Annotated in this window: 23 protein-coding genes; 7 read left to right on the top strand and 16 right to left on the bottom strand. The window is 61.4% G+C overall.

What is annotated here, in order from left to right; translation table 11 throughout:
- The first annotated feature begins 126 nt into the window (after positions 1-126).
- Together D3Y59_RS18635 and D3Y59_RS18630 are read left to right on the top strand one after the other, a co-directional pair.
- Positions 127-969, top strand: a complete 843-nt coding sequence (locus D3Y59_RS18635) for a trehalase family glycosidase (RefSeq protein WP_240410353.1) — start codon at positions 127-129, stop codon at positions 967-969.
- A gap of 75 nt (positions 970-1,044) precedes the next feature.
- Complete coding sequence (locus D3Y59_RS18630) at positions 1,045-1,542, top strand: alpha,alpha-trehalase (RefSeq protein WP_240410352.1); 498 nt, start codon at positions 1,045-1,047, stop codon at positions 1,540-1,542.
- Between the two features lie 340 nt (positions 1,543-1,882).
- On the opposite strand, the gene D3Y59_RS18625 is transcribed toward D3Y59_RS18630, so the two are convergent.
- From D3Y59_RS18625 to D3Y59_RS12380, 9 genes are all read right to left on the bottom strand, one after another.
- On the bottom strand, positions 1,883-2,146 hold the full coding sequence (locus tag D3Y59_RS18625; RefSeq protein ID WP_240410351.1) for a hypothetical protein: 264 nt from the start codon (positions 2,144-2,146) through the stop codon (positions 1,883-1,885).
- Positions 2,143-2,568, bottom strand: coding sequence for a M61 family metallopeptidase (locus D3Y59_RS18620; protein WP_240410350.1), 426 nt, complete (start codon positions 2,566-2,568; stop codon positions 2,143-2,145). The genes D3Y59_RS18625 and D3Y59_RS18620 overlap by 4 nt, the downstream gene beginning before the upstream one ends.
- A gap of 123 nt (positions 2,569-2,691) precedes the next feature.
- Entirely contained in the window at positions 2,692-3,054 is a 363-nt protein-coding gene (locus D3Y59_RS18755) for a M61 family metallopeptidase (RefSeq protein ID WP_262696949.1), read from the bottom strand.
- 19 nt (positions 3,055-3,073) lie between these two features.
- Positions 3,074-3,460, bottom strand: coding sequence for a M61 family metallopeptidase (locus tag D3Y59_RS18750; protein WP_262696948.1), 387 nt, complete (start codon positions 3,458-3,460; stop codon positions 3,074-3,076).
- 168 nt (positions 3,461-3,628) lie between these two features.
- Positions 3,629-3,877: a hypothetical protein gene (locus D3Y59_RS18610; RefSeq protein ID WP_240410349.1), complete on the bottom strand. Its 249-nt coding sequence runs from the start codon at positions 3,875-3,877 to the stop codon at positions 3,629-3,631.
- A gap of 251 nt (positions 3,878-4,128) precedes the next feature.
- Positions 4,129-4,281 carry a hypothetical protein gene (locus D3Y59_RS18605; RefSeq protein ID WP_240410348.1) on the bottom strand — a complete coding sequence of 51 codons (153 nt, stop codon included), beginning with the start codon at positions 4,279-4,281 and terminating at the stop codon, positions 4,129-4,131.
- A 352-nt stretch (positions 4,282-4,633) separates the two neighbouring features.
- Complete coding sequence (locus D3Y59_RS12390) at positions 4,634-6,817, bottom strand: patatin-like phospholipase family protein (protein ID WP_119445336.1); 2,184 nt, start codon at positions 6,815-6,817, stop codon at positions 4,634-4,636.
- A 215-nt stretch (positions 6,818-7,032) separates the two neighbouring features.
- Positions 7,033-8,175 carry a hypothetical protein gene (locus D3Y59_RS12385; RefSeq protein ID WP_162910749.1) on the bottom strand — a complete coding sequence of 381 codons (1,143 nt, stop codon included), beginning with the start codon at positions 8,173-8,175 and terminating at the stop codon, positions 7,033-7,035.
- A gap of 66 nt (positions 8,176-8,241) precedes the next feature.
- Entirely contained in the window at positions 8,242-8,613 is a 372-nt protein-coding gene (locus tag D3Y59_RS12380) for a DMT family protein (RefSeq protein ID WP_119445334.1), read from the bottom strand.
- Between the two features lie 108 nt (positions 8,614-8,721).
- Between D3Y59_RS12380 and D3Y59_RS12375 the strand changes: the two genes are divergently transcribed.
- Positions 8,722-9,687, top strand: a complete 966-nt coding sequence (locus D3Y59_RS12375; protein WP_119445333.1) for an ion channel — start codon at positions 8,722-8,724, stop codon at positions 9,685-9,687.
- A gap of 55 nt (positions 9,688-9,742) precedes the next feature.
- Here the strand turns inward: D3Y59_RS12375 and D3Y59_RS12370 are convergent, their stop codons facing one another.
- From D3Y59_RS12370 to ruvX, 3 genes are all read right to left on the bottom strand, one after another.
- Positions 9,743-10,726 carry a zinc dependent phospholipase C family protein gene (locus tag D3Y59_RS12370; protein ID WP_119445332.1) on the bottom strand — a complete coding sequence of 328 codons (984 nt, stop codon included), beginning with the start codon at positions 10,724-10,726 and terminating at the stop codon, positions 9,743-9,745.
- 91 nt (positions 10,727-10,817) lie between these two features.
- Positions 10,818-11,402, bottom strand: a complete 585-nt coding sequence (def, locus tag D3Y59_RS12365) for a peptide deformylase (RefSeq protein WP_119445331.1) — start codon at positions 11,400-11,402, stop codon at positions 10,818-10,820.
- Positions 11,399-11,815, bottom strand: coding sequence for a Holliday junction resolvase RuvX (gene ruvX / locus D3Y59_RS12360; RefSeq protein WP_119446454.1), 417 nt, complete (start codon positions 11,813-11,815; stop codon positions 11,399-11,401). The genes def and ruvX overlap by 4 nt, the downstream gene beginning before the upstream one ends.
- 789 nt (positions 11,816-12,604) lie before the next feature.
- Between ruvX and D3Y59_RS12355 the strand changes: the two genes are divergently transcribed.
- From D3Y59_RS12355 to D3Y59_RS12340, 4 genes are all read left to right on the top strand, one after another.
- Positions 12,605-14,290 carry a S41 family peptidase gene (locus D3Y59_RS12355; RefSeq protein ID WP_119445330.1) on the top strand — a complete coding sequence of 562 codons (1,686 nt, stop codon included), beginning with the start codon at positions 12,605-12,607 and terminating at the stop codon, positions 14,288-14,290.
- A gap of 219 nt (positions 14,291-14,509) precedes the next feature.
- Positions 14,510-15,715 (top strand): homogentisate 1,2-dioxygenase, encoded by a 1,206-nt coding sequence (locus D3Y59_RS12350; protein ID WP_119445329.1) that lies wholly within the window; start codon positions 14,510-14,512, stop codon positions 15,713-15,715.
- A 75-nt stretch (positions 15,716-15,790) separates the two neighbouring features.
- On the top strand, positions 15,791-17,038 hold the full coding sequence (locus D3Y59_RS12345; protein WP_162910748.1) for a hypothetical protein: 1,248 nt from the start codon (positions 15,791-15,793) through the stop codon (positions 17,036-17,038).
- Between the two features lie 48 nt (positions 17,039-17,086).
- A complete protein-coding gene (locus tag D3Y59_RS12340; protein WP_162910747.1) occupies positions 17,087-17,617 on the top strand; it encodes a hypothetical protein in 531 nt (176 codons plus the stop codon).
- Between the two features lie 512 nt (positions 17,618-18,129).
- Here the strand turns inward: D3Y59_RS12340 and D3Y59_RS18355 are convergent.
- The 4 genes from D3Y59_RS18355 to carB all read right to left on the bottom strand — a co-directional run bounded on the left by D3Y59_RS18355 (position 18,130) and on the right by carB (position 22,457).
- Positions 18,130-18,411 carry a hypothetical protein gene (locus tag D3Y59_RS18355; protein ID WP_162910746.1) on the bottom strand — a complete coding sequence of 94 codons (282 nt, stop codon included), beginning with the start codon at positions 18,409-18,411 and terminating at the stop codon, positions 18,130-18,132.
- Between the two features lie 60 nt (positions 18,412-18,471).
- Entirely contained in the window at positions 18,472-18,639 is a 168-nt protein-coding gene (locus tag D3Y59_RS18350; protein ID WP_162910745.1) for a hypothetical protein, read from the bottom strand.
- Between the two features lie 46 nt (positions 18,640-18,685).
- On the bottom strand, positions 18,686-18,976 hold the full coding sequence (locus D3Y59_RS12335; RefSeq protein WP_119445326.1) for a GIY-YIG nuclease family protein: 291 nt from the start codon (positions 18,974-18,976) through the stop codon (positions 18,686-18,688).
- 226 nt (positions 18,977-19,202) lie between these two features.
- The gene (gene carB, locus D3Y59_RS12330) at positions 19,203-22,457 is read right to left on the bottom strand and encodes a carbamoyl-phosphate synthase (glutamine-hydrolyzing) large subunit (protein ID WP_119445325.1); all 3,255 of its coding nucleotides are present in this window, start codon (positions 22,455-22,457) and stop codon (positions 19,203-19,205) included.
- Positions 22,458-22,539 lie beyond the last annotated feature (82 nt).

The raw sequence follows: 22,539 nt of genomic DNA, 5'->3' as shown, positions 1-22,539 counted from the left end.
ACGTGCTTGTTGTTGCTTGCTGGCTGCTGAGCCTAGGTGCCTGGGCGCAAGCCTCGCCGCGGCAGCTGTACCCGGGCTTGTTTGAGGCCGTGCAAACCAGCCGCTTGTTCGAGGACAGCAAAACCTTTGGATGCGCGTCCCAAAGCCCCGCCGGCCGCCATTGTGCAAGCCTACGAGCAGAGAAATCAGCCGGCTTTGACCTTTGTGCTGGCCTACTTCGAGCTGCCCGCGCAAGCCGCCGAAGGCTACCGCGCCAACGTAAGCGGCGGCATTCGGCGCCACCTCGATACGCTCTGGACGGTGCTGCAGCGCCAACCGCAGGATTCGGTAGGGCCCCACGCCTCGCTGCTGCCGCTGCCCAAGCCGTACATCGTGCCGGGCGGACGCTTCCGCGAGGTGTACTACTGGGATTCGTACTTTACCCTGCTGGGCCTGCGCGAAAGCGGCCGCACGCCGCTGATGCGCAGCATGGTGGATAACTTTGCCTCGCTGATTGGCCGTTACGGCTTTGTGCCCAACGGCAACCGCACGTACTACCTCACCCGCTCGCAGCCGCCGTTGTTTGCCCTGATGGTGCAATTGCTGGCCCAAGCCCAAGGTGATACGGTGCTGCGCCGCTACCACCCGCAACTGTTGCAGGAGTACGCCTACTGGATGGCCGGCGCCGACTCGCTGCTGCCGGGCCAGGCCACCCGCCGCGTGGCGCGCCTGCCCGGCGGCGAGGTGCTCAACCGCTACTACGACAGCGGCGACTACCCGCGCGAGGAGTCGTACGCCGAGGACGTGGCCACGGCCGCCAAAAGCGCGCAGCCCAAACCGGTTTTTTACCGCACATGCGCGCCGCCGCTGCCTCGGGCTGGGATTTCAGCACGCGCGGTTTGGCCCGGCCGGCGGCTTGGCCTCCATCCGCACCACGGAGCTGGTGCCTGTCGATCTGAACTGCGTGCTCTCGCTCGAGCAAACCATTGACCGCAGCTACCGCGCCCAGGGCCAGGCGGCGAGGCCAAAGCATACGACCGCAAGGCTGCCCAGCGCCAAAAAGCCTTGCTCCGCTACTGCTGGAACGCGCAAGCCAACTGGTTTACCGATTACGACCTGGCGGCGCAGCAACCCGCCGCTATTCGCACCTTGGCGGGCGTGTTCCCGCTGTTCGTGCGGATAGCCACGCCCAGGCAAGCCCGCGCCGTAGCCGCCGGCCTGCAGCGCGACTTTCTGAAAGACGGCGGCCTGCTCACCACGCTCAACAGCAGCGGCGAGCAGTGGGATGCCCCCAACGGCTGGGCCCCGCTGCAGTACGTGGCCATCGAGGGCCTCGATCACTACCGGCAGCGCGAGTTGGCGCGCACCATTGCCACGCGCTGGGTTGCCCTGAACGTGCGCGTGTTCGGGCAAACTGGCAAACTGCTCGAGAAGTACAACGTGGTGAACACCAACCTCGAGGCCGGCGGCGGCGAGTACCCCACGCAAGACGGCTTCGGGTGGACCAACGGCGTGCTCCTGACGCTGATGAACCGCTACCGGCTGCCCGAGCCACGGCCCTAGGTGCCCGCCGCGCCCGGCAAAGCAAAGGCCCACCCGCCGGCTGGCAAGTGGGCCTTTGGCACCAGGCCGGTAAAACTACCTAGGGCCTAGCGCGGCAGGTTCTTCAGCCAGGCTTCGCGCAGGGCCAGCTGCTGGGGCGTGGCTTGCGGGTTCACGGCGAAGGAGTAGCGCTTCACTTCTTCTTCGTCGAGCAGGCGCGGGCGCACTTGCTTTGTCGGTGCCGTTGCGGCGAATCGTCAGCTCGTACTCGGCGCCGGGCTGGCGGGCTTCCACCGCTCGAGCATTGTTCGAGGTTGTCGTAGGTTACGGGCCTTGCCCTCCACGGCCACCAGCTGGTCGCCTACCTGCACGCCGGCGGCCTGCAGCGGAGCCGGTACGCGGCTGAACTCGATGCCAGCCTGACCAGCCCGGAAACCCAGCTGCCGCGTGGGCAGGGCCGCCCGGCGGCGGCCGGAGCGCAGTACGGCGTGTAGGTGATGCCCACCTTGGCGTAGTACTGCTGCAAGGGCAGCGGCTCGGGCATTCTCACGTAGCGCGCAAAAAAGTCGCGGATTTCGGGGTGCGTCGCCTTCGTGAAATCGTCGAAGAAGCTTTGCTCGCTCACGGGCTTGCTCGGGCCGTATTGCTTGCCAGCTCCAGCAGCACCTCGCGCAGCCCGCGCTTGCCGCCCGAAAGCTCCAGCAGGCGCAAATCGAGCAGGGAAGCCGTGAGGGCGCCGCGCTGGTAAATGTTGCCGTACTGCTGCTGCCCTTCGTCGGAAAACGAGTTCAGACCTAGGCGCTTGAGCGAGTACGTGGTGTCGGCGCGCTCCTGGCTGTAGCCCACTTTGTTGCGCAGCGTGGCCAGGTACTCATCCAGCGTAATCAGGCCGCCGCGCAGCTGCATCATGTGGGCGGCCCACTCGGTGGTGCCCTCGTACAGCCACAGGTGCTGCGAGCCGGTGGGCTGCACAAAGTTGAACCGCTCGATGATTTCGGAGTGGATGTTGAGCGGCGTTACGATGTGGAAGAACTCGTGCGCGGCCATATCGGTAATGGGCTGCGCCGATTGGGGCGTGAGGGCCGCTCTTTCAGGGTGTACTCCGAGCTGTAGGAGTGCTCCCAAGCGCCCTGGTCCACGTCCTCGAAGTGGTACAGAAAGGCGTAACGCTTAACGGGCAGCTCCACCAAAAAGGCCTGCGCCGCGTTCAGCATTTTTTGCATGTAGCCCAGCAGCGGCTCGGCCTGCACCACGTCGGTTTTGGAGTACGTGTACAACGCCACTTCCGCGTCGCCGAGCTTGGTGCTGGCCTGCGTAAGGCGGCCCCAGCAAAATCGGCGAATCCACGGCGTGGTCGTAGCTCTTGGTGCGGTAATAGCCCTGCGCATCGGGCACCAGGGCCGTGCCCACTTTCCAATCGGCGGGGTAGTTCAGCTTAATGCGCAACGGGTTGCCCTGCATGCCCTGCGGGTAGCCGAATACCGTTTGCCCGTTAAGCAGGGCGTGGTCGGCCTCCAGCGACGAGCCGCACATGCGGTAAATGCGGTGCTCTTCACCGGGGTGTCCCAGGTTTCGGCAATGGTGTAGCGGATTTCGCGCGTTTTGTCGGGGCGCTCCAGTTGCCACTGGTTTTCGAAACCTGCTTGGCACCTAGGGGCTTGCCCTTGCCGTCGAAGGCCTGAAAATTGCTCACGAAGCGGCCCATATCCATTACCTGGTAGGTGCCGGGCGCCGTGGAGGCAAACTGGTAAACGGCTTGGTCTTTCTTGAGCTTGGGCAGTTGCAGCCGCACCCGAAACTCGTTGGTCGAAACCTTGGGGTCGATGTCGACGGTGTACGTCAGCTCTTTTGAGCCTGGGCCGAGAGCCCGGCCAGGAGCAGCCCGGCCAGCAAGCCGTAGCGCAGCGTGTTTTTCATAGCAGCAAGGTAATAGCAGCAACCTAACGGATGAAAAATTGGGCGCGGCGTTGCTTGCCTTGCGCAAATTGGTGGCTAAGCACCTAGGCGTGCCCCGCTTTAGCAGCCCGCCCCACGCGAAACGCCCGAGCTGCGTTGGCAACCCGAGCGTTTCGCTCGCGTGGGCAACGGGGCCCTAAGTGCTTGTGCCTTATGATTTGGCGTAGGGGAACATCTTAGAGCACTTGCGCATAATGGCGTTGATGATGGTGCTGGTATCGGAGCCGAGGCCGCGCGACAGGGCCTTGTCGTACTTCCAGAGCAGCTCGCCCGTGGCACCATCGTTGATGCTGATGCTGGTGCGGCCCGAGTTGGTGGGGCCCGATACGCCCACCAGCACGGCCATGGCTACGGCCGCGCCGTCGGAAAGCGGCTTGTCCGTCACGAACGTGCCCGACACTACGCCGTCAACCCCGAGCAGCGTGGCCAGCTCTTCCGAGGTTTGCCGCTCATGTTTTCGGGCGTGAGGCCGGCCTTGGCCAACAACGTGTGGTTTTGTTGATGTCCTGAAACGTTACCGTGAAGTTGTCGGAGCTTTGGTGTTTCAGGAAGTAGGTGTGCAGGGCGCTCTGCACGTTTTTGCCCTCTTGCAGCTCCTGCTGGTGCACTTGCTCCTGCGTTACGCCTTGGGCAGCTTTTTGGTCGTCATCGTCACGGCAAATGGCAGAATGGCCAGCTGCTTGTGCTTTTGCGCCAGGGTTTTGAATTGGGGTTCTCGTAAATCTCGCGCGACTGGGCCACGGATGCGGTGCTGAGCGTGCCGGCAAGCAGGAGGGCGGCGAGGGCAAAGCGGAAAGTTTTCATAGCGAAGGTGGTATGAGGTTCGGTTTCGCCAGCTAAGGTACCGGGCGGCTATGCCCTCGCGCAATCACATAATTTTCACCAGATTTAAATTTGTATTTCAAAGTTCGAACAACTATGGCGCGGCAATAAAACCGGCCCCGCGGCCCTAGGTCGGAGCTGAACCTAGGGCCGCGGGGCGGGTGCACAAGGGTGCTTTGGGTTGCGTTTGCAGCCTTATTCCAAGGCGCGGCTCTGGAACAGCAAGTAACCAATGTGCCCAAACACGCCCCAGCGCTTGGCCGGGTCGTCGTAATGAATGAGGTGCACAGCCAGCGGCCAATAGGCGTTTGGTACACCAAGCCGGTGCTGGCCGTTAGGCGCGGGCGCTCCAGGCTAAAACGGCCGTCGCGGTCGGCCTCCTGGTTTCGCCCTGGCGCAGCGGCTGGTGCCGCACGTGCACATAGGCTTCGGTTCGCCACTCCAGCTTGCCCACCACGCCCTGGTTAAAGCGCAACCCCGCGGCCACGTAGCGCGCCGAGCGGTAGTTTTCCAAAAACAAGGTGCGCGAGTCGGGCAGGGGCGCAAAAATCGGCGCGGCCGTAACCGACGAGCGGTAGTTGTAGAAGCGCGGCTGCCCGCTGATCATCACTTCGCCAAAGTAGCCCCAGCTTTGCTTTTCGTTTTTCAACGGAAAAAACTGCTCCGTGAAAGCGCGCACCTGCAGCCAGCGTAGGTACCGTTCGCGCTCCTCCTCAATCAGCGAGGTGGTGCCGGGCGTAAGCTGCTCGCGGCCGTACACCAAGCGCGCCGTAAACACTGCCCGCCGGCCGCTGGTGGCGTATTGCTTGCGGTTAAGCGAGTTGCGCGCAAACTGCGCGGCGGCCGTGTAGCCCGTAAAGTCGGTTTCGTCGAGGCGGTCGGTGTTCGATATTTCGTTTACGTTGGCGTATTCGTCCTGCCGCGTAAACCATGCGCCTTCCAGCAAAATGCGGCTGCGGTAGTTGGGGCTCAGGCCCAACTGCACGCCCGCTTTTAAATCCTGCTGCCGCACTTGGGTGCTCACCACATCGCGCCCCAGCAGGCCACCGGTTTTCTGGTAGTTCCACTGGTTGTAGATAATGGTAGGCTCGAGGTAATACGAGTAGCGCGCCGGCACATTGATGCGGAACGAGCCCCGCGCCGCGTTGTAAAAGCGCCCGATGTTTACGCTGGCCGAGGCCTGGTACAAAAAGCGGCGCAGGTAGCGGTACTCCAGCCCTAGGTGAAAGTTGTCGATGGGGCGCGAGCTGAGCACAAAGCCCACCTCGCCCGAGAGGTTGTTGTTTTGGCGCGCATCCACCTGAAACACGTACCCCTCCGAAGTGCGGTCGTAGCGAATGCGCGGGTACACGTTCCGAAAAAAGTCGTCGGAAGCCAAACGGTAGTAGCCCTCCTCGATGTCGTCGATGGTGTAGGCGCTGCCGCCGTCGCGCCGGAAAAACCGCCGCACAAAGCCCGCCTGCTGGTCGTTGAGGCCCTGCACCGCCACGCGGGCAAAGCTCGGTTGCGGTGCCTGTTGCTGAAACGCCTGCCGGCGCTGCGCCAGCTCCAGGGTATCCTGCCGGCGCTGCACGCGGCGGAGCGCCTGCGGCAGTTTGGCCGTGGCCGCCTTTTCGCCTAGGTCAATCAGCTCGCGCACGCGGGCAAAGTCGGTGGCACCAAACCCCTCGAGGTCGGGCTGAATGAACACGCCGTTTTTGCCTACGGCCAGGGTATCGGCCACATCGGCACCTAGGAACACGATGGAACCGAGCAGCAACTCGTCGTCCTTGCCGAAGGGATATTTTTTGTACGCCACGTCGCCCACGTTCACCCCGATGATGATGTCGGGCTTAAACTCGGAGCGCATCACGTCGGTGGGGAAGTTGTTGTAGATGCCGCCGTCGAAGAGGTAGCGGCCGTCGGGGTTGCGGATGGGCCGAAACACCAGCGGCACGGCCATGGAGTTGCGCACCGCATCGGAAATGGAGCCTTCGCGCTGAATTACCTGGTTGCGCGTGAACACCTCGGCGGCCAGGCAGCGGAACGGCACAAACAGCTTATCGAAGTTGTAGCCCGAAATAGCCCCGGCCGGCGCCAGCATTTTGGCCAGCACAAAGTTCAGGTTCACGTCGTTGATCAGGTTGGGCGTAACCCGCGTCCGAAACGACGAATCGACGGCCAGCCCCACGCGCAGCGCCGAGGGGTTGGGGTCGGCGGTAATGTAGTTGAAGGTGCGGTCGGCGGGCTGCTTGCCCGACACCCAGTACTGAAATTCGGGCTGGATAACGATTTGCTCGATTTCGCGCGGCGAGTAACCGGCCGAGTACAGCGCCCCCACCACCGAGCCCATGCTGGTGCCCACGATGTAGTCGATGGGGATGCCGTTTTGCTCGAGCACCTTCAGCACGCCCACGTGGGCCAGGCCCTTGGCCCCGCCCCCCGATAGCACCACGCCCACGCGCTGGGCTGTGGCGGTGCCATTCAGTACATATAAAGAAAGAAGAAAGCCTGCAACGAGGCGTAAAAAACGAGGCATATAAAACAGCAAAAGAACCAAAGGGCAACGGCCTACCTACGCACGCCTGCGGTCGGGGTTGTTGCCTGTGCCTCTGCTGGTTTAACCTAAGCTTGGATGCTGACTATCATGCTGCTGCCGAGGACCGGCCCGGCCCAAACAGTTGGGCTTGCCGGGCGGCACCGGCTGCCTGAGTGCTTGCGGGTTGCCGGCACCCAGGAAGCCTTGTCGGCCAGCTATCGGCTGTACGTTAGCACCACGCTGGTTTGCTTCAAGCCATATCCACTGATAAGGGTGCTGCCGATGTAATTATTTTGCCAATGGGCCCCCAACCCCAGAGTGCCCCAGCTACTGCGGTGGTTGACACCGGCCCCGGCCCGGATCATAAATCCGTTATTTCGCATGGGCAAATCGTACGCGTAAGGGCGGTCAGTCGAAACCTCAGGGGTATCTGTAATGCGGGCCCGCCGGCTCAGCACCAAGAATACTCCGCCACCGCCTTCGGCATACCCGTGGAAACGGCGCTCGGGCCGGCCGGGCTGCAAGCGCAGCAGCAGCGGCAGCTGGAGCGCGTGAACTTTCAGATCGAGGGTGCGCTGGTAGTAGTTGGCCATGGCGCCAGGCCGCTCGCGCACTTGAATAACAGCGGCCGGCCGAATGTACTGAGCCTCTACTACGCCGTGAAGGTTGCTGTGCAAAGGCAGTACGGCACCTGCTCCTACAATATAACTAACGGTTTCGGCACGCTGGTTGCCAAAAAGCCGACCTTTTTCTTCGTACCACATGAGGTTGCGTTGCAAACCTGCCTGGATACTCAAGCGTGGGCGCAGGAGCCCGGAGCCGGGGTAATAGCGCGACGTCCTCGGCGCGACGCAACGGTTGTACTCATCTACTACCTTGCCAAGTGGCTCGCGACTGTACTGGAGCCGGGCCCGGCGCCGGTCGCGCAGGTTTAGGGTAGCGCAATTAGCCACCACGCCTTGCAGCACCGGCAGAAACTGAGGCCGCGTGAGCGGCAGCAAAGGTTGGTTGGCTTCGCCCAGCAGGTAATCGGCCGGCGAGTTGGCTACATAACCCGTGTATAGCGAGAGCGGCCCGCTGGCAATTACCTCCAGCAGGCGTACGCTGTCGTTGCTTAACTGCTTGCTCCGGAATGCTTGGCGCATATCGGCTGTGCCGGCGGCCAGCAGGTACCGGGCGCGCAGCTTCTCAATGGGCGCTTCGGGCGTGGCCTGAAAGCGGATGTAGCCCAAGCGGGTGGTAGCGCGGTAAACATCCACGTAGCCGCGCACCGTGTCGGCAGGTGCGTCGGCGCGCACGATATAGCCGGGCTGAAACAACGGGCTTTGGCCCAAAACCAACCGGGCGCCCAAACTCAAGGATAGAACAAGTAAACACTTTCGCATGCAAACCAACTTAGCGGCTAAAATGGCTGCCAAATTAGCTTACCACTTCTTAAAAATAACATACACGGCCGCCACCAGCAGCGCAAATCCTACGAGGTGGTTCCAGGCCAGCTTATCGGATTTGAACACGTACACGGCGCACAAGGTGAACACCGTAAGCGACACCACTTCCTGAATTACCTTCAGCTGAAACAGGTTGTAGGGGCCGCCGTTGGCCTCGAAGCCGATGCGGTTGGCCGGCACCTGAAACACGTACTCGAAAAAGGCCAGGCCCCAGCTTATCAGCACCACGCCCGCAATGCCGGTTTTAGCAAACCACGGCAGCTTCTTGAAGTACAAGTGCCCGTACCAGGCAAACGTCATGAACAGGTTTGAAACGCAGAGCAGGGCAATGGTGAGCAGGCTTTTCATGCAACCGGAAGCAAGTGGGGACAAGTGCCGCGCCGAGCACCTACGGACGGAGCCGCCGAGCAAAGGTCGGCAATAAGACGGCTGTGTGCCTAGGTGGTAGCTGCGGGTTTGGTATTACCTTTTGGCCATTATGTTGTCGACCAACCGCCGCGCTGCCGCTTCGGGTCAGGGGCATCGCCCGACCCCGGCCTGGGCGTAAAATTTGGCCGCCCCACGGTGCGGGCCATCAACCACGACGGCTCGTTTAACGTGCGCCGCCGCGGGCGTATGCACACCCACGAGGTGTACCAAACGCTGGTGCGCATGTCGTGGGGGGCATTTCTGGCGTGGCTGCTGCTGGCGCTGCTGCTCGTAAACGGGCTGTTTGCTTTGGGTTATTGGCTTATCGGGGTAGAGCACCTGCGCGGTATCGAGCGCGACGGCACCGCGGCCGGCGACCTGCTGCACGCATTTTTCTTCAGCACCCAAACCTTTACTACCGTAGGCTACGGCGCCGTGGCTCCCACGGGCGTGGGCGCCAACCTGCTGGCCAGCTTCGAGGCTTTGGTGGGCTTGCTGATTGCTGCTTTGGCCACGGGCTTGCTGTACGGGCGGTTTTCGCGCCCGCGGGCCCGCATCCTGTTCAGCCAAACAGCCATTATTTCGCGCCGCCCCGATGGCACGCCCTGCCTGCAGTTTCGGATTGCCAACCTCTACCACAGCACCCTTGTGGAACTGCGGGCCCGTGTAATGGTGCAGTTTACCGACCCCGACGGCAACCGCCAGTACCGCGCCCTCGAGCTGGAACGCAACGAGGTACAGTTTTTTCCGCTGAACTGGACGCTCGTGCACGACATCACGCCCGAGAGCCCGCTGCACGGCCTGGGCCCCGCCGATTGGGCCGCCCGCTTCACCGAAGTGCTTATCCTCATCAAAGGCTACGACGACACGTTTGCGCAGGAGGTGCATGCCCGCAATTCGTACCGGTTCGACGAGGTGCAGTGGAACCGCCGCTTCGTGCGCGCCTACGACATTGAGGCCGACGGCAACGTGGTGCTCGACCTCGACCGGCTGCACGTCACGGAGGCGTTGTGAGAACCAAGCTGCCCGGTGGCCGGGGGCAGGCGCACCTAGGGCACGCGGGCCGGGCTCAATCGGTGTGGCCGTAGGTGTCGGCGGCGGGCGCGGCTTGTTCTTGCTGGGCTTGCAGAGCCAGCTGGCGCATTTGGGCCTCGGTGAGGCGCGGCAGGTGGTTTAGGTCGGGCTGGCCGGCATCAACCCAGCAGGTGTACCAAAACGCACCCGTTAAGCGCACGGCTAGGCGCATTTGCCGCTCTACTTGCCCACTCAGGCGCTGGTGGTAGGCGCGGCTAAACTCCTGCGAGTACACCCGCGTGGTGCGGCCGTTGCGCTCTTCGTAGCTGTACTTGCGGTCGGCGGGCAGCTGGCGCGTCAGCTCGCTTTCAAACCGCAACACCGAGTCGACGGCGGCGTGGGAGCGGGCTACCGTGGCCCAAATGGTGCCGGTGGGGTACTCCAGGTAGGGCGCCGGGCCGGTGAAAAAGTCGTAGTTGGTGGCCAGCAGCTCGGGCAGCCGCGACTCCCACAGCCCGTGAATACCGCGCTGGTTGGTAAGCTGGCCGTTGTAGTTGCGGGTGGTGTGCAGGGGCACGCAGGCATCGGCGAGGTAGTGCCCTAGGTCGGCCGAGAGGCTGATAATGCGCTCGGCGTCGCGAGTGCGGAAGGCTTCGGTGAGTTGGCCCTTCATGCGCACCACGTGCCAGGGCACAATGCCGTGGCGCAATAGCGAGTCTTCGCCGAAGCGGGCTACGGCATCGGCGTAGGAGCGGGGCAGCTTGTAGGCGGCCGAGTCGCCGTACACGTCCAGGTCGATGAAGTGCCTGGGGGCTTCGCCGGCTACCACGGTGCGGCGCGAGTCGGGCCGCGTGGCCTGCACCGTGAGGTACTCGATGCGGCTTTTGTAGAAACCGATCATTTCGGGCGGCAGCGTAAACACGGCCAGCCGGTTGATGCTGCGGTGCGCGAAAAAGCCCCAAGCGTGCGTTTCGGGCCGCGGTGGCAGCAGCCACAGCACCACAATCAGCAAGAATAACAAAGCGCGCCGAAGTAGCATACGCAGCCAGATAAAGCACTAATTCCGACCCCAAAGAACGCAAAAACGCCCGGCATGGCCGGGCGTTTCAAACCGAATCGGACCTAGGAAACTAGCGGCCGCGCTGGCCGGCAAAGCGCATGCGGTAATCGGCTTTGGCCTCGCCTTTGGCAATGCGCGTGAGCTTGTTTTTGATGAGCTGCTTTTTGAACGCCGAAATTTTATCGGTGAACAGCACGCCCTCGAGGTGGTCGTACTCGTGCTGAATGACGCGCGCCGTCATGCCCGAAAAGCCTTCTTCGTGCACCTGGCGGTTTTCGTCTTCGTAACGAATGATGATGTCGGGCTTGCGGAACACCCGTTCGCGCACGCCGGGGATGCTCAGGCAGCCTTCTTCGAAAGGCCATTCCTCGCCGCTTTCCTTAACCATGACGGGGTTGATGAAAACGCGCTTCACGCCGGTTTCGGCGGGCGCGTCGTCGTCCTCGTCGTCCACCATCGGTTCCGAGTCAATTACAAACAGGCGCACGCTTTTGCCGATTTGCGGCGCCGCCAGGCCCACGCCGTGGGCGTAGTACATGGTTTCGTACATATCGGCGATGAGCTTTTGCAGCTCCTCCGCCGAAAAATCGGCCGGAATGTCCTTGGCGCGGGCTTTCAGCACCGGGTCGCCGTAGGCCACGATGGGGTAAATCATACGGGGCGAGAGTCAAGAAAAGATTGCAGAATAATGGTGGCGCTGACGCGGTCGACCAGGGCTTTGTCGCGGCGGGCTTTTTGGCCCAGGCCGCCGGCCAGCATGGCCTGGTGCGCCATGCGCGAGGTAAACCGCTCGTCTACTTCGTGTACGGGCACCTCGGGCAGCTCGCGGCGCAGCTTGCGCACCACGCCCACCACGGCCGGGGTAGCGTCGGTGGCTTCGTTGAGCAGCGTGCGCGGCATGCCAATCACGATGCCCGCCAGCTGCTCCTGCTGGTGGTACTTCTTCACGAAGGCGAACAAGTCCTGGCTGTGAATCGTGTCGAGCGGCGTGGCAATAAGCTGCAGCGGGTCGGTTACGGCCAGGCCCACGCGCTTGTGGCCGTAATCGATGGCAAGAAGGCGGGCCATAAAGTGCTTGGGAACGAGCGAAAAACCGGCCGCGCCTAGGTGGCGCTGCCCCCGCAAAGATACGGCAGCTAGCTGGCAATAGGGTGCCGCCCGCCTAAGTTGCTGTGGGCACCTAGGCGCTGCGCCCGCCCCAGCCCTAAGTACCAACGCGCAACAGAGGGGCCAGGAGCAAGCGGGCGGCGGTTAAAACTGTATTTCAACGTCGGTGGTGTCAACAAGGGGCGGGTAGGCAACGGTTTTCTAGTGAAGCGGCTCCCGCCGGCCAGCCCGCTGCCGCCCTGCGCCAGCACCTGCACCAGGGCGTGCGGCACGCCCCGGCCCGTGTACTTGTCCACCACCTAGCCCTCTACCAGCGTGGAGCCTTCGCGCTTTTCGCAGCCGCTCAAGGCCAGAAACACCAAGGATACGGAAACGGGTGTCAGCCTCACCGTAGGATTGCAATTAACAGGGATACGCACAAGCCACCAAGCGCCAAAAAACGCCGCTAACGGGCCGGAAACCATCACTGACTAAGCTAGGCCGAATACCGCAGCGGGCAAAGTGCGTTCGATAAGTACAGTTTCGGGAAAATGCGGCTAGGTCGGCTCAGTGGCCGATAAGCGGTATTTAAGCCCACACAGCCGCGAAATCCGCCATTAGAATTAAAAATATAAAAACCTGTGTTTTTAACGGAAAATTACCATGTGCTCCAAATAGTGATGAGTTAGCTGCCGCATCTGTTGTATTTTTGAGTAGTATCCGTTCGCTTACCCGCTGCTTATCGCTCACATTTACTCGCCCCTCTGACAGATGAAAGCTGCTTCGAAGCCTGAAGCACCGCGGCCCGTTGGGGCGGCGCGTGTGCGGAGCGCGTGGGCGCGCTGGCGGCAGCCGCTGCTGTTGGCCGCGGCGCTGGCTTGCGGGGTGCTGCTGGGCGCCAATCCGTTTCGGCCTTCGGAGCAAAACCCCGACGCCACGGCGCGCGGTTACCTCAAGTTCAAGGAAATCCTGAGCTACGTCGACCGCGAGTACGTCGATTCCGTCAACGCCGAGGAGCTGTCGGACTACGCCATCAAGCGCCTGCTCGAGCGCCTCGACCCGCACTCTACTTACCTGCCGGCCAAGGAGCAGCAGCAAGCCGCCGCGTTTTTGCAGAGCGATTACGACGGCATTGGGGTGGAGTTCAATCTGTTTCGCGACACAGCCACGGTGGTGGCCCCGCTGAGCGGCGGCCCGGCCGAGCAAGCGGGCATGCAGCCCGGCGACCGAATTTTGGCCGTAGACGGCCAAAACGTATCGGGCCAGCATTACACCACCGACCAAGTGTTTGCCCGCCTGCGCGGGCCGCGCGGCAGCACCGTGCGCCTGCTGCTGCTGCGCCGCGGCCAAACGCGCCCCCTGATGATGGCCCTCACGCGCAACCGCATCCCCAACAGCTCGGTGGATGTGGCTTACCTGATGGACGGGCAAACGGGCTACATCAAAATCAGCCGCTTTGCCGCCGGCACCTACGATGAGTTTAAGGCGGCCCTAGGTAGGCTGCGGCGCGAGGGCATGGAGAAGCTGGTGCTCGACTTGCGCGGCAACCCCGGCGGCTACCTCGACCGCGCCACCAAAGTAGCCGACGAGTTTATTGCCGGCACGCGCAAAATCGTGTACACCGACGGCAAAGGCGACCAGTACGACAGCCAAACGTTTTCGCGGGTGCTGGGCGAGTTTGAAGAGGGCCAGCTGGTGGTGCTCGTTGACGAAGGTTCGGCCTCGGCCTCGGAGGTATTGGCCGGCGCCTTGCAAGACCACGACCGCGCCCTGCTGGTGGGCCGCCGCACCTTTGGCAAAGGCCTGGTGCAGCAGCCTATTAGCCTCAACGACGGCTCCGAGCTGCGCCTCACCATTGCGCGCTACTACACGCCCTCGGGGCGTTCCATCCAAAAGCCCTACCGCAACGGCGTGGCCGCCTACGACCGCGAATTGCAGGAGCGTTACGCTCGCGGCGAGGCCTTTCATGCCGATAGCGTGCATTTTGCGCCCGAACTGCGCTTCCGCACCTCGCACGGCCGCACCGTGTACGGCGGCGGCGGCATCATGCCCGATTTATTTGTGCCGCGCGACACCGTGGTGAACAACCGCTACTACGCCCGCCTGCAAGCGGCCAACGTGGTGCGCGAGTTTGCCCTGAACCTGTACCAACAGCACCGCCCCGAGCTGGAGCAAATGACGTTTCAGCAGTTTGCGCGCACGTTTGAAGTAAGCGACGTGCAGCTGCAAGCCCTGGCCGCGCGCGGCGCCCAAGACGGCGTACGTGCCGATGCCGCCAGCCTGCGCCGCAGCAGCGCCGCCCTGCGCGCGCAGCTAAAAGCCCTGATAGCGCGCAGCGCCTACGGCAAGGACACCTACTACGCCGTAATGCGCGACCAAGACCTGGAGCTGCAGCAGGCCCTGCGCGCCCTGCACGACGGCAACACCCGGCTGGCCCTAAAGCAACCAACCGAGTAAGCAGCTGCGGGCTGCTAAGTGCCAATCGATTTGGCGGCCCCGGGGCACTGTGTTGGGCAGCGACACCTAGGGTTGGGGCAGCAGCTTGCGCCGGCAAGCCAGGCAATGAGGCTTGGACTGGGGCCGAAACCGGGAGCTGCTCATCGGCCGGCGGGGCTTTTTCGTACCTTCACGGCTACCGATTCCGCTCGTATTCCCACCCCGTTTCTTTGTCTGCTTATGCCGTATTACACCCGCCTAGGTCAGATTCCGCGCAAGCGCCATACCCAGTTTCGCCAGCCCGATGGCTCGCTCTACTCCGAGCAGTTGGTGGGCACGCTGGGCTTCTCGGGCTTGTCGTCGCTGCTGTACCACAAAAACCCGCCTACCCAGATTAAGCGTGTGGGCGAGCCGCAGCCCTTCAGCCCCAAGCTGCTGAAAGACCGGCCGCTGCAGCCTACGCACCTGCGCACGCTGCCTCAAACCAGCACCGGTACCGACTACCTAGGCGCCCGCCAAACCCTGCTGGCAAATGCTGATGTGGCCCTGAGCATCTGCAACCCCTCGCAGGCGCGTATGGACTACTACTACAAAAACGCGCTGGCCGACGAGGTCATCTTCGTGCACGAAGGCCGCGGCGAGCTGTGGAGCCAGCTGGGCAAAGTGGCGTTCGAGCCCGGCGACTATGTGGTGATTCCGCGCACCATCATCCACCAGTTTCACTTCGAAGAAGGCCCGGTTCGCCTGCTCATCATCGAGTCGTTTAGCCCCGTGGAAACCTGCCGCCGCTACCGCAACCACTTTGGGCAGCTGCTCGAGCACTCGCCCTATTGCGAGCGGGACATTCGGCCGCCGCACGAGCTAGTGACGGAAGACGACGACCGCGGCGAGTACCGCGTGCTGGTAAAGCGCGACGGCGCCCTGCACGAGCTCATTTACGCCCACACGCCCTTCGACGTGGTGGGCTGGGACGGCTACTTCTTCCCGTATGCCACGAGCATCCACGATTTCGAGCCGATTACGGGCCGCATTCACCAGCCGCCACCCGTGCACCAGCATTTCGAGGCGCACAACTTCGTAATCTGCTCGTTCGTGCCGCGCTTGTTCGACTACCACCCCGAGGCCATTCCGGCGCCCTACAACCACAGCAACGTCGACTCCGACGAAGTGCTGTACTACGTAGCCGGCAACTTCATGTCGCGCCGCGGCGTCGATCTGGCTTCGTTTACCTTGCACCCTTCGGGCTTGCCGCACGGCCCGCACCCCGGTACCGTGGAGGCCAGCATCGGCAAAAAGGAAACCCACGAGCTGGCCGTAATGGTCGACACGTTCCGCCCGCTGTACCTCACCGAAACGGCCCTGCAGTACGAAGACACCGGCTACCCCATGAGCTGGAACCCCAATTACCCGCACGCCGGCCCCAAGCCGGCCGATATGATGGATTAACCCGGAGTACATAGTATGTCGCAATCACACGTGCCGGACGCTGTTGCCACAGCGTCCGGTGCTATTATCAGCCCCGTGCAGACCGCTGCCGGCTGGGGCAAGCCGAACAGCTTTGGGCAATACCTGCTGGTGCCTGCTTTGTACGCGGCTATCATGGTGCTGCTGGCGGTGGTGGTGCTCCCATATCTAGGGGCAAGGCCCATTACTGAACGCGGGCTGCAAGAGTGGGATGCCGAGCACTACGTGTTCATCCGCAACCACGGCTACGACCTGATTCGGACGGCTTTCTTTCCGGCCTTTCCGCTGCTTTGGCGCGCCACGGGACTGGCTGCCGTGGGCATCGGCGTGCTTAACCTAGGGCTGTTTGTGCTGGCGTTTGCGGCTTTGGCCCGGGCGTGGCGCTTTACGCTAGCGCAGCAGTTGCTGGCGCTGTCGGCGCCCTCCATGTTTTTTATGGCCGTGCCCTACAGCGAGGCGCTGTTTTTTGTGGCCGGTACGGCTGCGCTCATTGGCTGGCGGCAGCAGCAGGCGCCGTTGGCCTGGGCAGGCTTGCTGCTGTGCAGCTGCACGCGCTCGGTAGCGTTTTTGTTTGTGCCGGCGCTGTTGCTGGCGGCTTGGTTGCTGCGCCGGCAAGAAAACCAGCTGGTGTGGCGGCAAGCCCTAGGTGGCGCGCTGGCCTCGGGCGCAGGCATGCTCATCAGCCTGTGGATGCACTACCGCGACACCGGCATTTGGTTGGCGTTTGCCCAAGCCCAGCGCCAAGGCTGGAACATCCGGCTGCAGGTGCCGGCCTGGCCCCTGGCCAGCTGGGGCGGCGACATGATGACGCGCTACGAGTCGCTGGCTTTGCTGGTGGGCATTGCCTGCGCCAGCTACCTCGGCTATTTGCTGTTGCGGCCCGGCAAAGCGGTGTCGTTGCCGTTTGCTGTGGTGTTTAGCCTGGCCTACTTAGCAGGCGTAGCTGCCATTACGGTGTCTACCAAAGGCGGTACCGTTGCCAGCCTGAGCCGCTATGTGTTTGCCACCCCGTTTTTTGCGGTGCTGCTCAGCTGGGTGCTCGGTCAGGTGCGTTTCAGCTACAAACAACTGCTGTGGGTGTGGCTGGCGGCCGAAGTTTGCTGGCTGATTTTGTTTCGCTCGTACGGCCACGTGCGCACGCTGTTGGCTTACTTGTTGCTGGGCCTCGCGGCAATAGGTGTGCTGGCCACGGCTAGTCCGCACCGGCGGGTGCGGCAAGTGGCCCTGGTGCTTAGCGTAGCTGGCAACAGCGCCCTGTTGTTACTGCTGTTGCAACGCTTTCTTTCGCACGAATGGGCCGGGTAGCAAATCTTTGTGCTGCCGATTTCCGTAAACCCGACAAAAGCCAACTACATGAATAAAGTACTTTTCTTGCTGGCTGCTGTGGCCATGCTCACGGCCGTTGCCTGCAAAAAACTCGACAAAATTCTCACCTTCACCATCGAAGACTCGCAGAACATCCGGGTAGCGGGTAGCAACCTGCCCTTCGGGTCAGTTATTCCGGTGGCGCCCGTTTCGGTTACTACCAAATCCGAAGACCGTTTTCGCAACGAAGACACCCGCGCCGACCTCGTGAAGGACGTGAGCCTTACCAAGCTTACGCTCACCATCACCGACCCCAACACGGCTAACTTCGATTTCCTCGAAAGCATCACCATTTACATCAGCACCGACCAGAACGACCGCGTGCCGCTGGCTTCGCTAAGCTCCATTCCGCGCGGCGTACGCACCCTCGATTTGCAGCCCAGCGGCGCCAAGCTCGACAAATACATCAAAGCCGCTTCGTATACTCTCACTACCGAAGCCCGCGTGCGTGCCGCCGTAACCCAAGACATCACCATGCGCGCCGACTCCAAATTCAAGGTAACGGCTGATCCGCTGTAGAGCATTTGCACCTAGGCGCTGCCTCGCTCCGTGCGCGGCAGCGCACAGAAGGAAGCCAGACGACCTAGGGCATCAGTAACAATTGCGGGGCCACCGAACGTGAGTTCGGTGGCCCCGCTTGTTTTCGCGCGTGGGTATTCATTTCACCTAGGGCGCGGCGGCCAAGGCCCGAACCGAAGACGTAATTCTCTTTGCTAATGCTTGGCTTTCTTCTCTGTGCGAGAAGTAACTGTGTGGGGTAAAGTCGGACGCACGGTCTGCAATCCGCCTTGGTGGAATGGGGTTGAAGAAAACCGGATCAACGGTCTTGTTCCGGCCTAGGTGCTGGTAGCCGAAGGGGTTCTGCTTTATCTCCCGCGCCTGTTACAGCAGGGCTTTGTAATCCGGTACGTCGGCGAACGAGGTGAATTTGTTCATGTGGTGTTCTATAGTGTTTCAGAAGGGCAGACGGAAAAGACCGTCAGGCCGTCATGCTGAGCTTGTCGAAGTATCTCTACCGCTTCATTGAAATCTTAATTCACTGTTTCCAATGCGCCACTTTTGATCAACAATCGCTGGTCTTCTGAGCGGAACTTCATAAATGCTGCAATAGCTGATAAATAAGCTATTCGGGTATTTTCAGAAGGCGCATATTTCTTTAAATAGCTACTATAGTCTGTTAAGATGTTAGACGTGTTATCATTTCTCAGAAATATAATTTGTCCTTTATGGTGGATAAAGAGGCGACCTGAATCATGTGAACTATGAGTGAAATAGTATATCCCATTTACAAATCGTTTTTCAGATCGTTTCATGACGTTAAAGACGGGTATATATGTGAATTTGTCGTTCACTATAGGTACACTATAGGTACACTATAGGTACACTATAGGTACACCATCATGCTTCTCGATATACTGCTTAACCTGCGCCAAGAAGGTAATAGGCACTTTTACTGCATCCTTAGCAGCAAAGTCAAATCGTTGTGCCTGTACGCCATAGGACGATAATAAGATCAGAAATAAGCCAAATGCAAACTTCATAAGTTCGAAATTTTGAGAGTATAAATCTGCATTACATTCTATTTAATTACATACTCCACGACTGCAAATCAATAGCCTGCCACGTCGGATTAAACGCCGCAATCAGCGCGTCCTTCTTCTGCCGCGTCCAGCCTTTCAGCTGCTTTTCTCGCGCAATGGCCTGCGTAGCATCCGGGCACTGCTCGAAGTACACCAGTAAATCCGCCTGATACCGCCCGGTGAACCTGCCCGCGTCGCCACGGCCCTGACTGTGCTCGTAGAGGCGGCGGGCCAGATCATTGGTGACGCCGATGTAGAGCACGGTTTGGGTCGGGTTGGTCAGGATGTAGACGTACATGCGGCTACGTTACGCAGAACAACAGAAAAATTAGAACGTCATGCTGAGCCTGCCGAAGCATCTCTACCGGGGTCGTCCTCGCGAGAGGAGTTACTATTAGTAGAGATGCTTCGGCTTCGCTCAGCATGACGCTCTGTTTTCATTCAGTACTGATAACTCCAGCGAAGCGGTAGAGATGCTTCGACAAGCTCAGCATGACGTTCTGAATCTAAACGTCAGTAGCCAACTACGCCTCCACACTTACCGCTTCCGCCTTAAACTCCTTCCAGCTCTTGATGCTCAAATCCTCCAGCTTCAGCGTGGTGAAGGCGTGGATGAAGGCTTTGGCCAGGCGGGCGTTGGTGATGAGCGGGATGTTGAAGTCGACTGCCGTGCGGCGTACTTTGTAGTCGTTGTCCAGCTCGCCTTTGGTCATATTCCGGGGGATGTTGATGACCAAGTCAATTTTCCGCTCGCGCAGGTAGGTCAGGGCGTTGGGCTCCTGCAGCTCGTCGGGCCAGTAGACCAGGGAACTGGGCACGCCGTTTTCGGCGAAGAAGCTGTGCGTGCCGTGCGTGGCGTAGAGGGTGTAGCCCTTCTGCACCAGCACCTGCGCCGATTCCAGTAGGGCCACTTTGGAGGTAAGCGGACCGCTGGAAATCAGCACCGAGCGCTCCGGAATACGGTAGCCCACCGACAGCAGCGACTTGAGCAGCGCTTCTTCGGCCGTGTCGCCCAAGCAGCCCACTTCGCCGGTGGAGGTCATGTCCACGCGCAGCACCGGGTCGGCGCCTTGCAGGCGGGTAAAGGAGAACTGCGAGGCCTTCACGCCCACGAAGGGCAAGTCGTACACCAGCTCGCTCGCGTCGCGCTCCACGGGCACGCCCAGCAGCACCTTCGTCGCCTTCTTGATCAGGTTGTGGCCCGAGACTTTGCTCACGAACGGGAAGCTGCGCGAGGCACGCAGGTTGCACTCGATGACGCGGATTTCGCGGTTTTTCTCCAGGAACTGGATGTTGAACGGCCCGCTGATCTGGAAGCGCTTGGCAATCTTTTCGGCAATGACCTTGAGCTTGCGCACCGTGCCTACGTACACGCGCTGCGGCGGGTAGTACATGGTGGCGTCGCCGGAGTGCACGCCGGCAAACTCCACGTGCTCCGATATGGCGTACGACACGATTTCGCCCTTGTCGGCCACCGCGTCCAGCTCGATTTCCTTGGCTTCCTGGATGAATTCCGACACCACCACCGGGTACTCGGCGCTGACGTCCACGGCCAGCTTCAGGTATTCCTGCAGCTCTTGCACGTTGGACACCACGTTCATGGCCGCGCCCGACAGCACGTAGCTCGGGCGAATCAGCACCGGGAAGCCCACCTGCTTCACGAAATCGTAGATGGCCTCCATGGTGGTCAGCTCACTCCAACGCGGTTGGGCAATGCCCAGCTCGTCCAGGATGCTGCTGAACTTGTGGCGGTTTTCGGCCTCGTCGATGCGGGCGGCGGCGGTGCCCAGGATGGGCGCGCCGGCCTGCTCCAGGCGAGTGGCAATGTTGTTCGGTATCTGCCCGCCGGTGCTCAGAATCACGCCCTGCGGCTGCTCGAAGTCCAGGATGTCCATCACCCGTTCGTACGACAGCTCCTCGAAGTACAGGCGGTCCGACACGTCGTAGTCGGTCGAGACGGTTTCGGGGTTGTAGTTGATGATGATGGACTTGTAGCCCTCCTCGTTCACCGTTTGGGCCGCATTCACGCCGCACCAGTCAAACTCCACCGACGAGCCGATGCGGTACACGCCCGAGCCCAGCACCACCACCGACTTGTCGGCTTCGGGCGCCAGGTCGTTTTCGGTGCCGTGGTAGGTGAGGTAGAGGTAGTTGGTCTGGGCCGGGAATTCGGCCGCCAGCGTGTCGATTTGCTTGATGACGGGCAGCACACCTAGGGCCTTGCGGCGGGCGCGCACCAGCATTTCGTTGGCTTTCACCTCGGCCGGGCCAAGGAGCTGGAAGGCCAGCTGCTGGTCTGAAAAGCCCGACTTCTTGGCCTGGCGCAGCAGGTCGGTGTCGAGGGCGTCGAGGCCGCCGTTGTTGCGCTTCGCGCTGAGTTGCTGGCCCAGCTGGTAGATGCCGTAGAGGCGCTGCAAAAACCACCGGTCGATGCGCGTCAGCTCGTACACGCGGTCCACGTCGTAGCCGGCTTCGAAGGCTTGGTTGATGGCGAAGATGCGCTCCTCGTTCGGCTCGTTCAGCAGCGTATCGAGGCTGGCGTTGTCGAGCAACGACTCGGGCTTGTTGGCCACGAAGCCGCGCCGGCCCGTATCCAGCATGCGCAAACCCTTCTGAATGGCTTCCTCGAAGGTTTTGCCGATGGCCATGACCTCGCCCACGCTCTTCATGGCCGAGCCGATCTGGCGCTGCACGCCCGAAAACTTCCCTAGGTCCCAGCGCGGCAGCTTCACCACCAGGTAGTCCAACGACGGTTCGAAGAAGGCCGAGGTGGTCTGCGTGACGCTGTTTTTCAGCTCGGCCAGCGAGTAGCCCAGGCTCAGCTTGGCGGCCACGAAAGCCAGCGGGTAGCCGGTGGCCTTGGAAGCCAGGGCCGAGGAGCGCGACAAACGGGCATTCACCTCAATCACGCGGTATTCCTCCGAGTACGGGTCGAGGGCGTATTGAATGTTGCACTCGCCCACGATGCCCAGGTGGCGGATGGTCTTGATGCCGATGCTGCGCAGCTTGTGGTACTCGCGGTTGCTCAAGGTCTGCGACGGGGCCACCACGATGCTCTCGCCAGTGTGGATACCGATGGGGTCGAAGTTCTCCATGTTGCAGACGGTGATGCAGTTGTCGAACTGGTCGCGCACCACTTCGTACTCCACCTCTTTCCAGCCTTTCAAGGACTCTTCCACCAGAATCTGGTCCGACGTGGAGAAGGCCTTTTGGGCCAGGGTGCGCAGCTCGTCCATGTTGTTGGCGAAGCCGCTGCCCAGGCCACCTAGGGCAAAGGCGGCGCGAACGATGATGGGGAAGCCAATCCGCTCCCCGGCTGCCAGCGCGTCCTCGATGCTGGTCACGGCTTCGCTGCGGGCCGTGAGCACGCCGATCTGGTCGAGCTTTTCCTTGAAGATGTCGCGGTCCTCGGTGTCGATGATGCTCTGCACGGGCGTGCCGAGCACGCGCACGTTGTACTTCTCGAACACGCCGGCGCGGTACAAGGCCACGGCGCAGTTGAGAGCCGTCTGGCCGCCGAAGGCCACCAGAATGCCGTCGGGCTGCTCCTTCTTGATGACTTCCTCCACGAAGTAGGGCGTCACGGGCAGGAAGTACACGTCGTCGGCAATGTCGTCCGACGTTTGCACGGTGGCAATGTTGGGGTTGATGAGGATGGTGCGGATGCCTTCCTCTTTCAGCGCCTTGAGGGCCTGCGAACCGGAGTAATCGAACTCACCGGCCTCCCCGATTTTGAGGGCGCCGGAACCGAGGATGAGGACTTTGTTGGGCTTGTTCATTCTGGGGTGTGGTGTTCAAAAAGACCGTAGGCGAAGGAGTTATCAGAACGTCATGCTGAGCTTGTCGAAGCATCTCTGCCGC

It is taken from the genome of Hymenobacter oligotrophus (assembly GCF_003574965.1).
GTDB lineage: Bacteria > Bacteroidota > Bacteroidia > Cytophagales > Hymenobacteraceae > Solirubrum > Solirubrum oligotrophum.
Note: the sequence above shows the minus strand (reverse complement) of the source record. Positions and strands in the feature narration are given on the sequence as shown.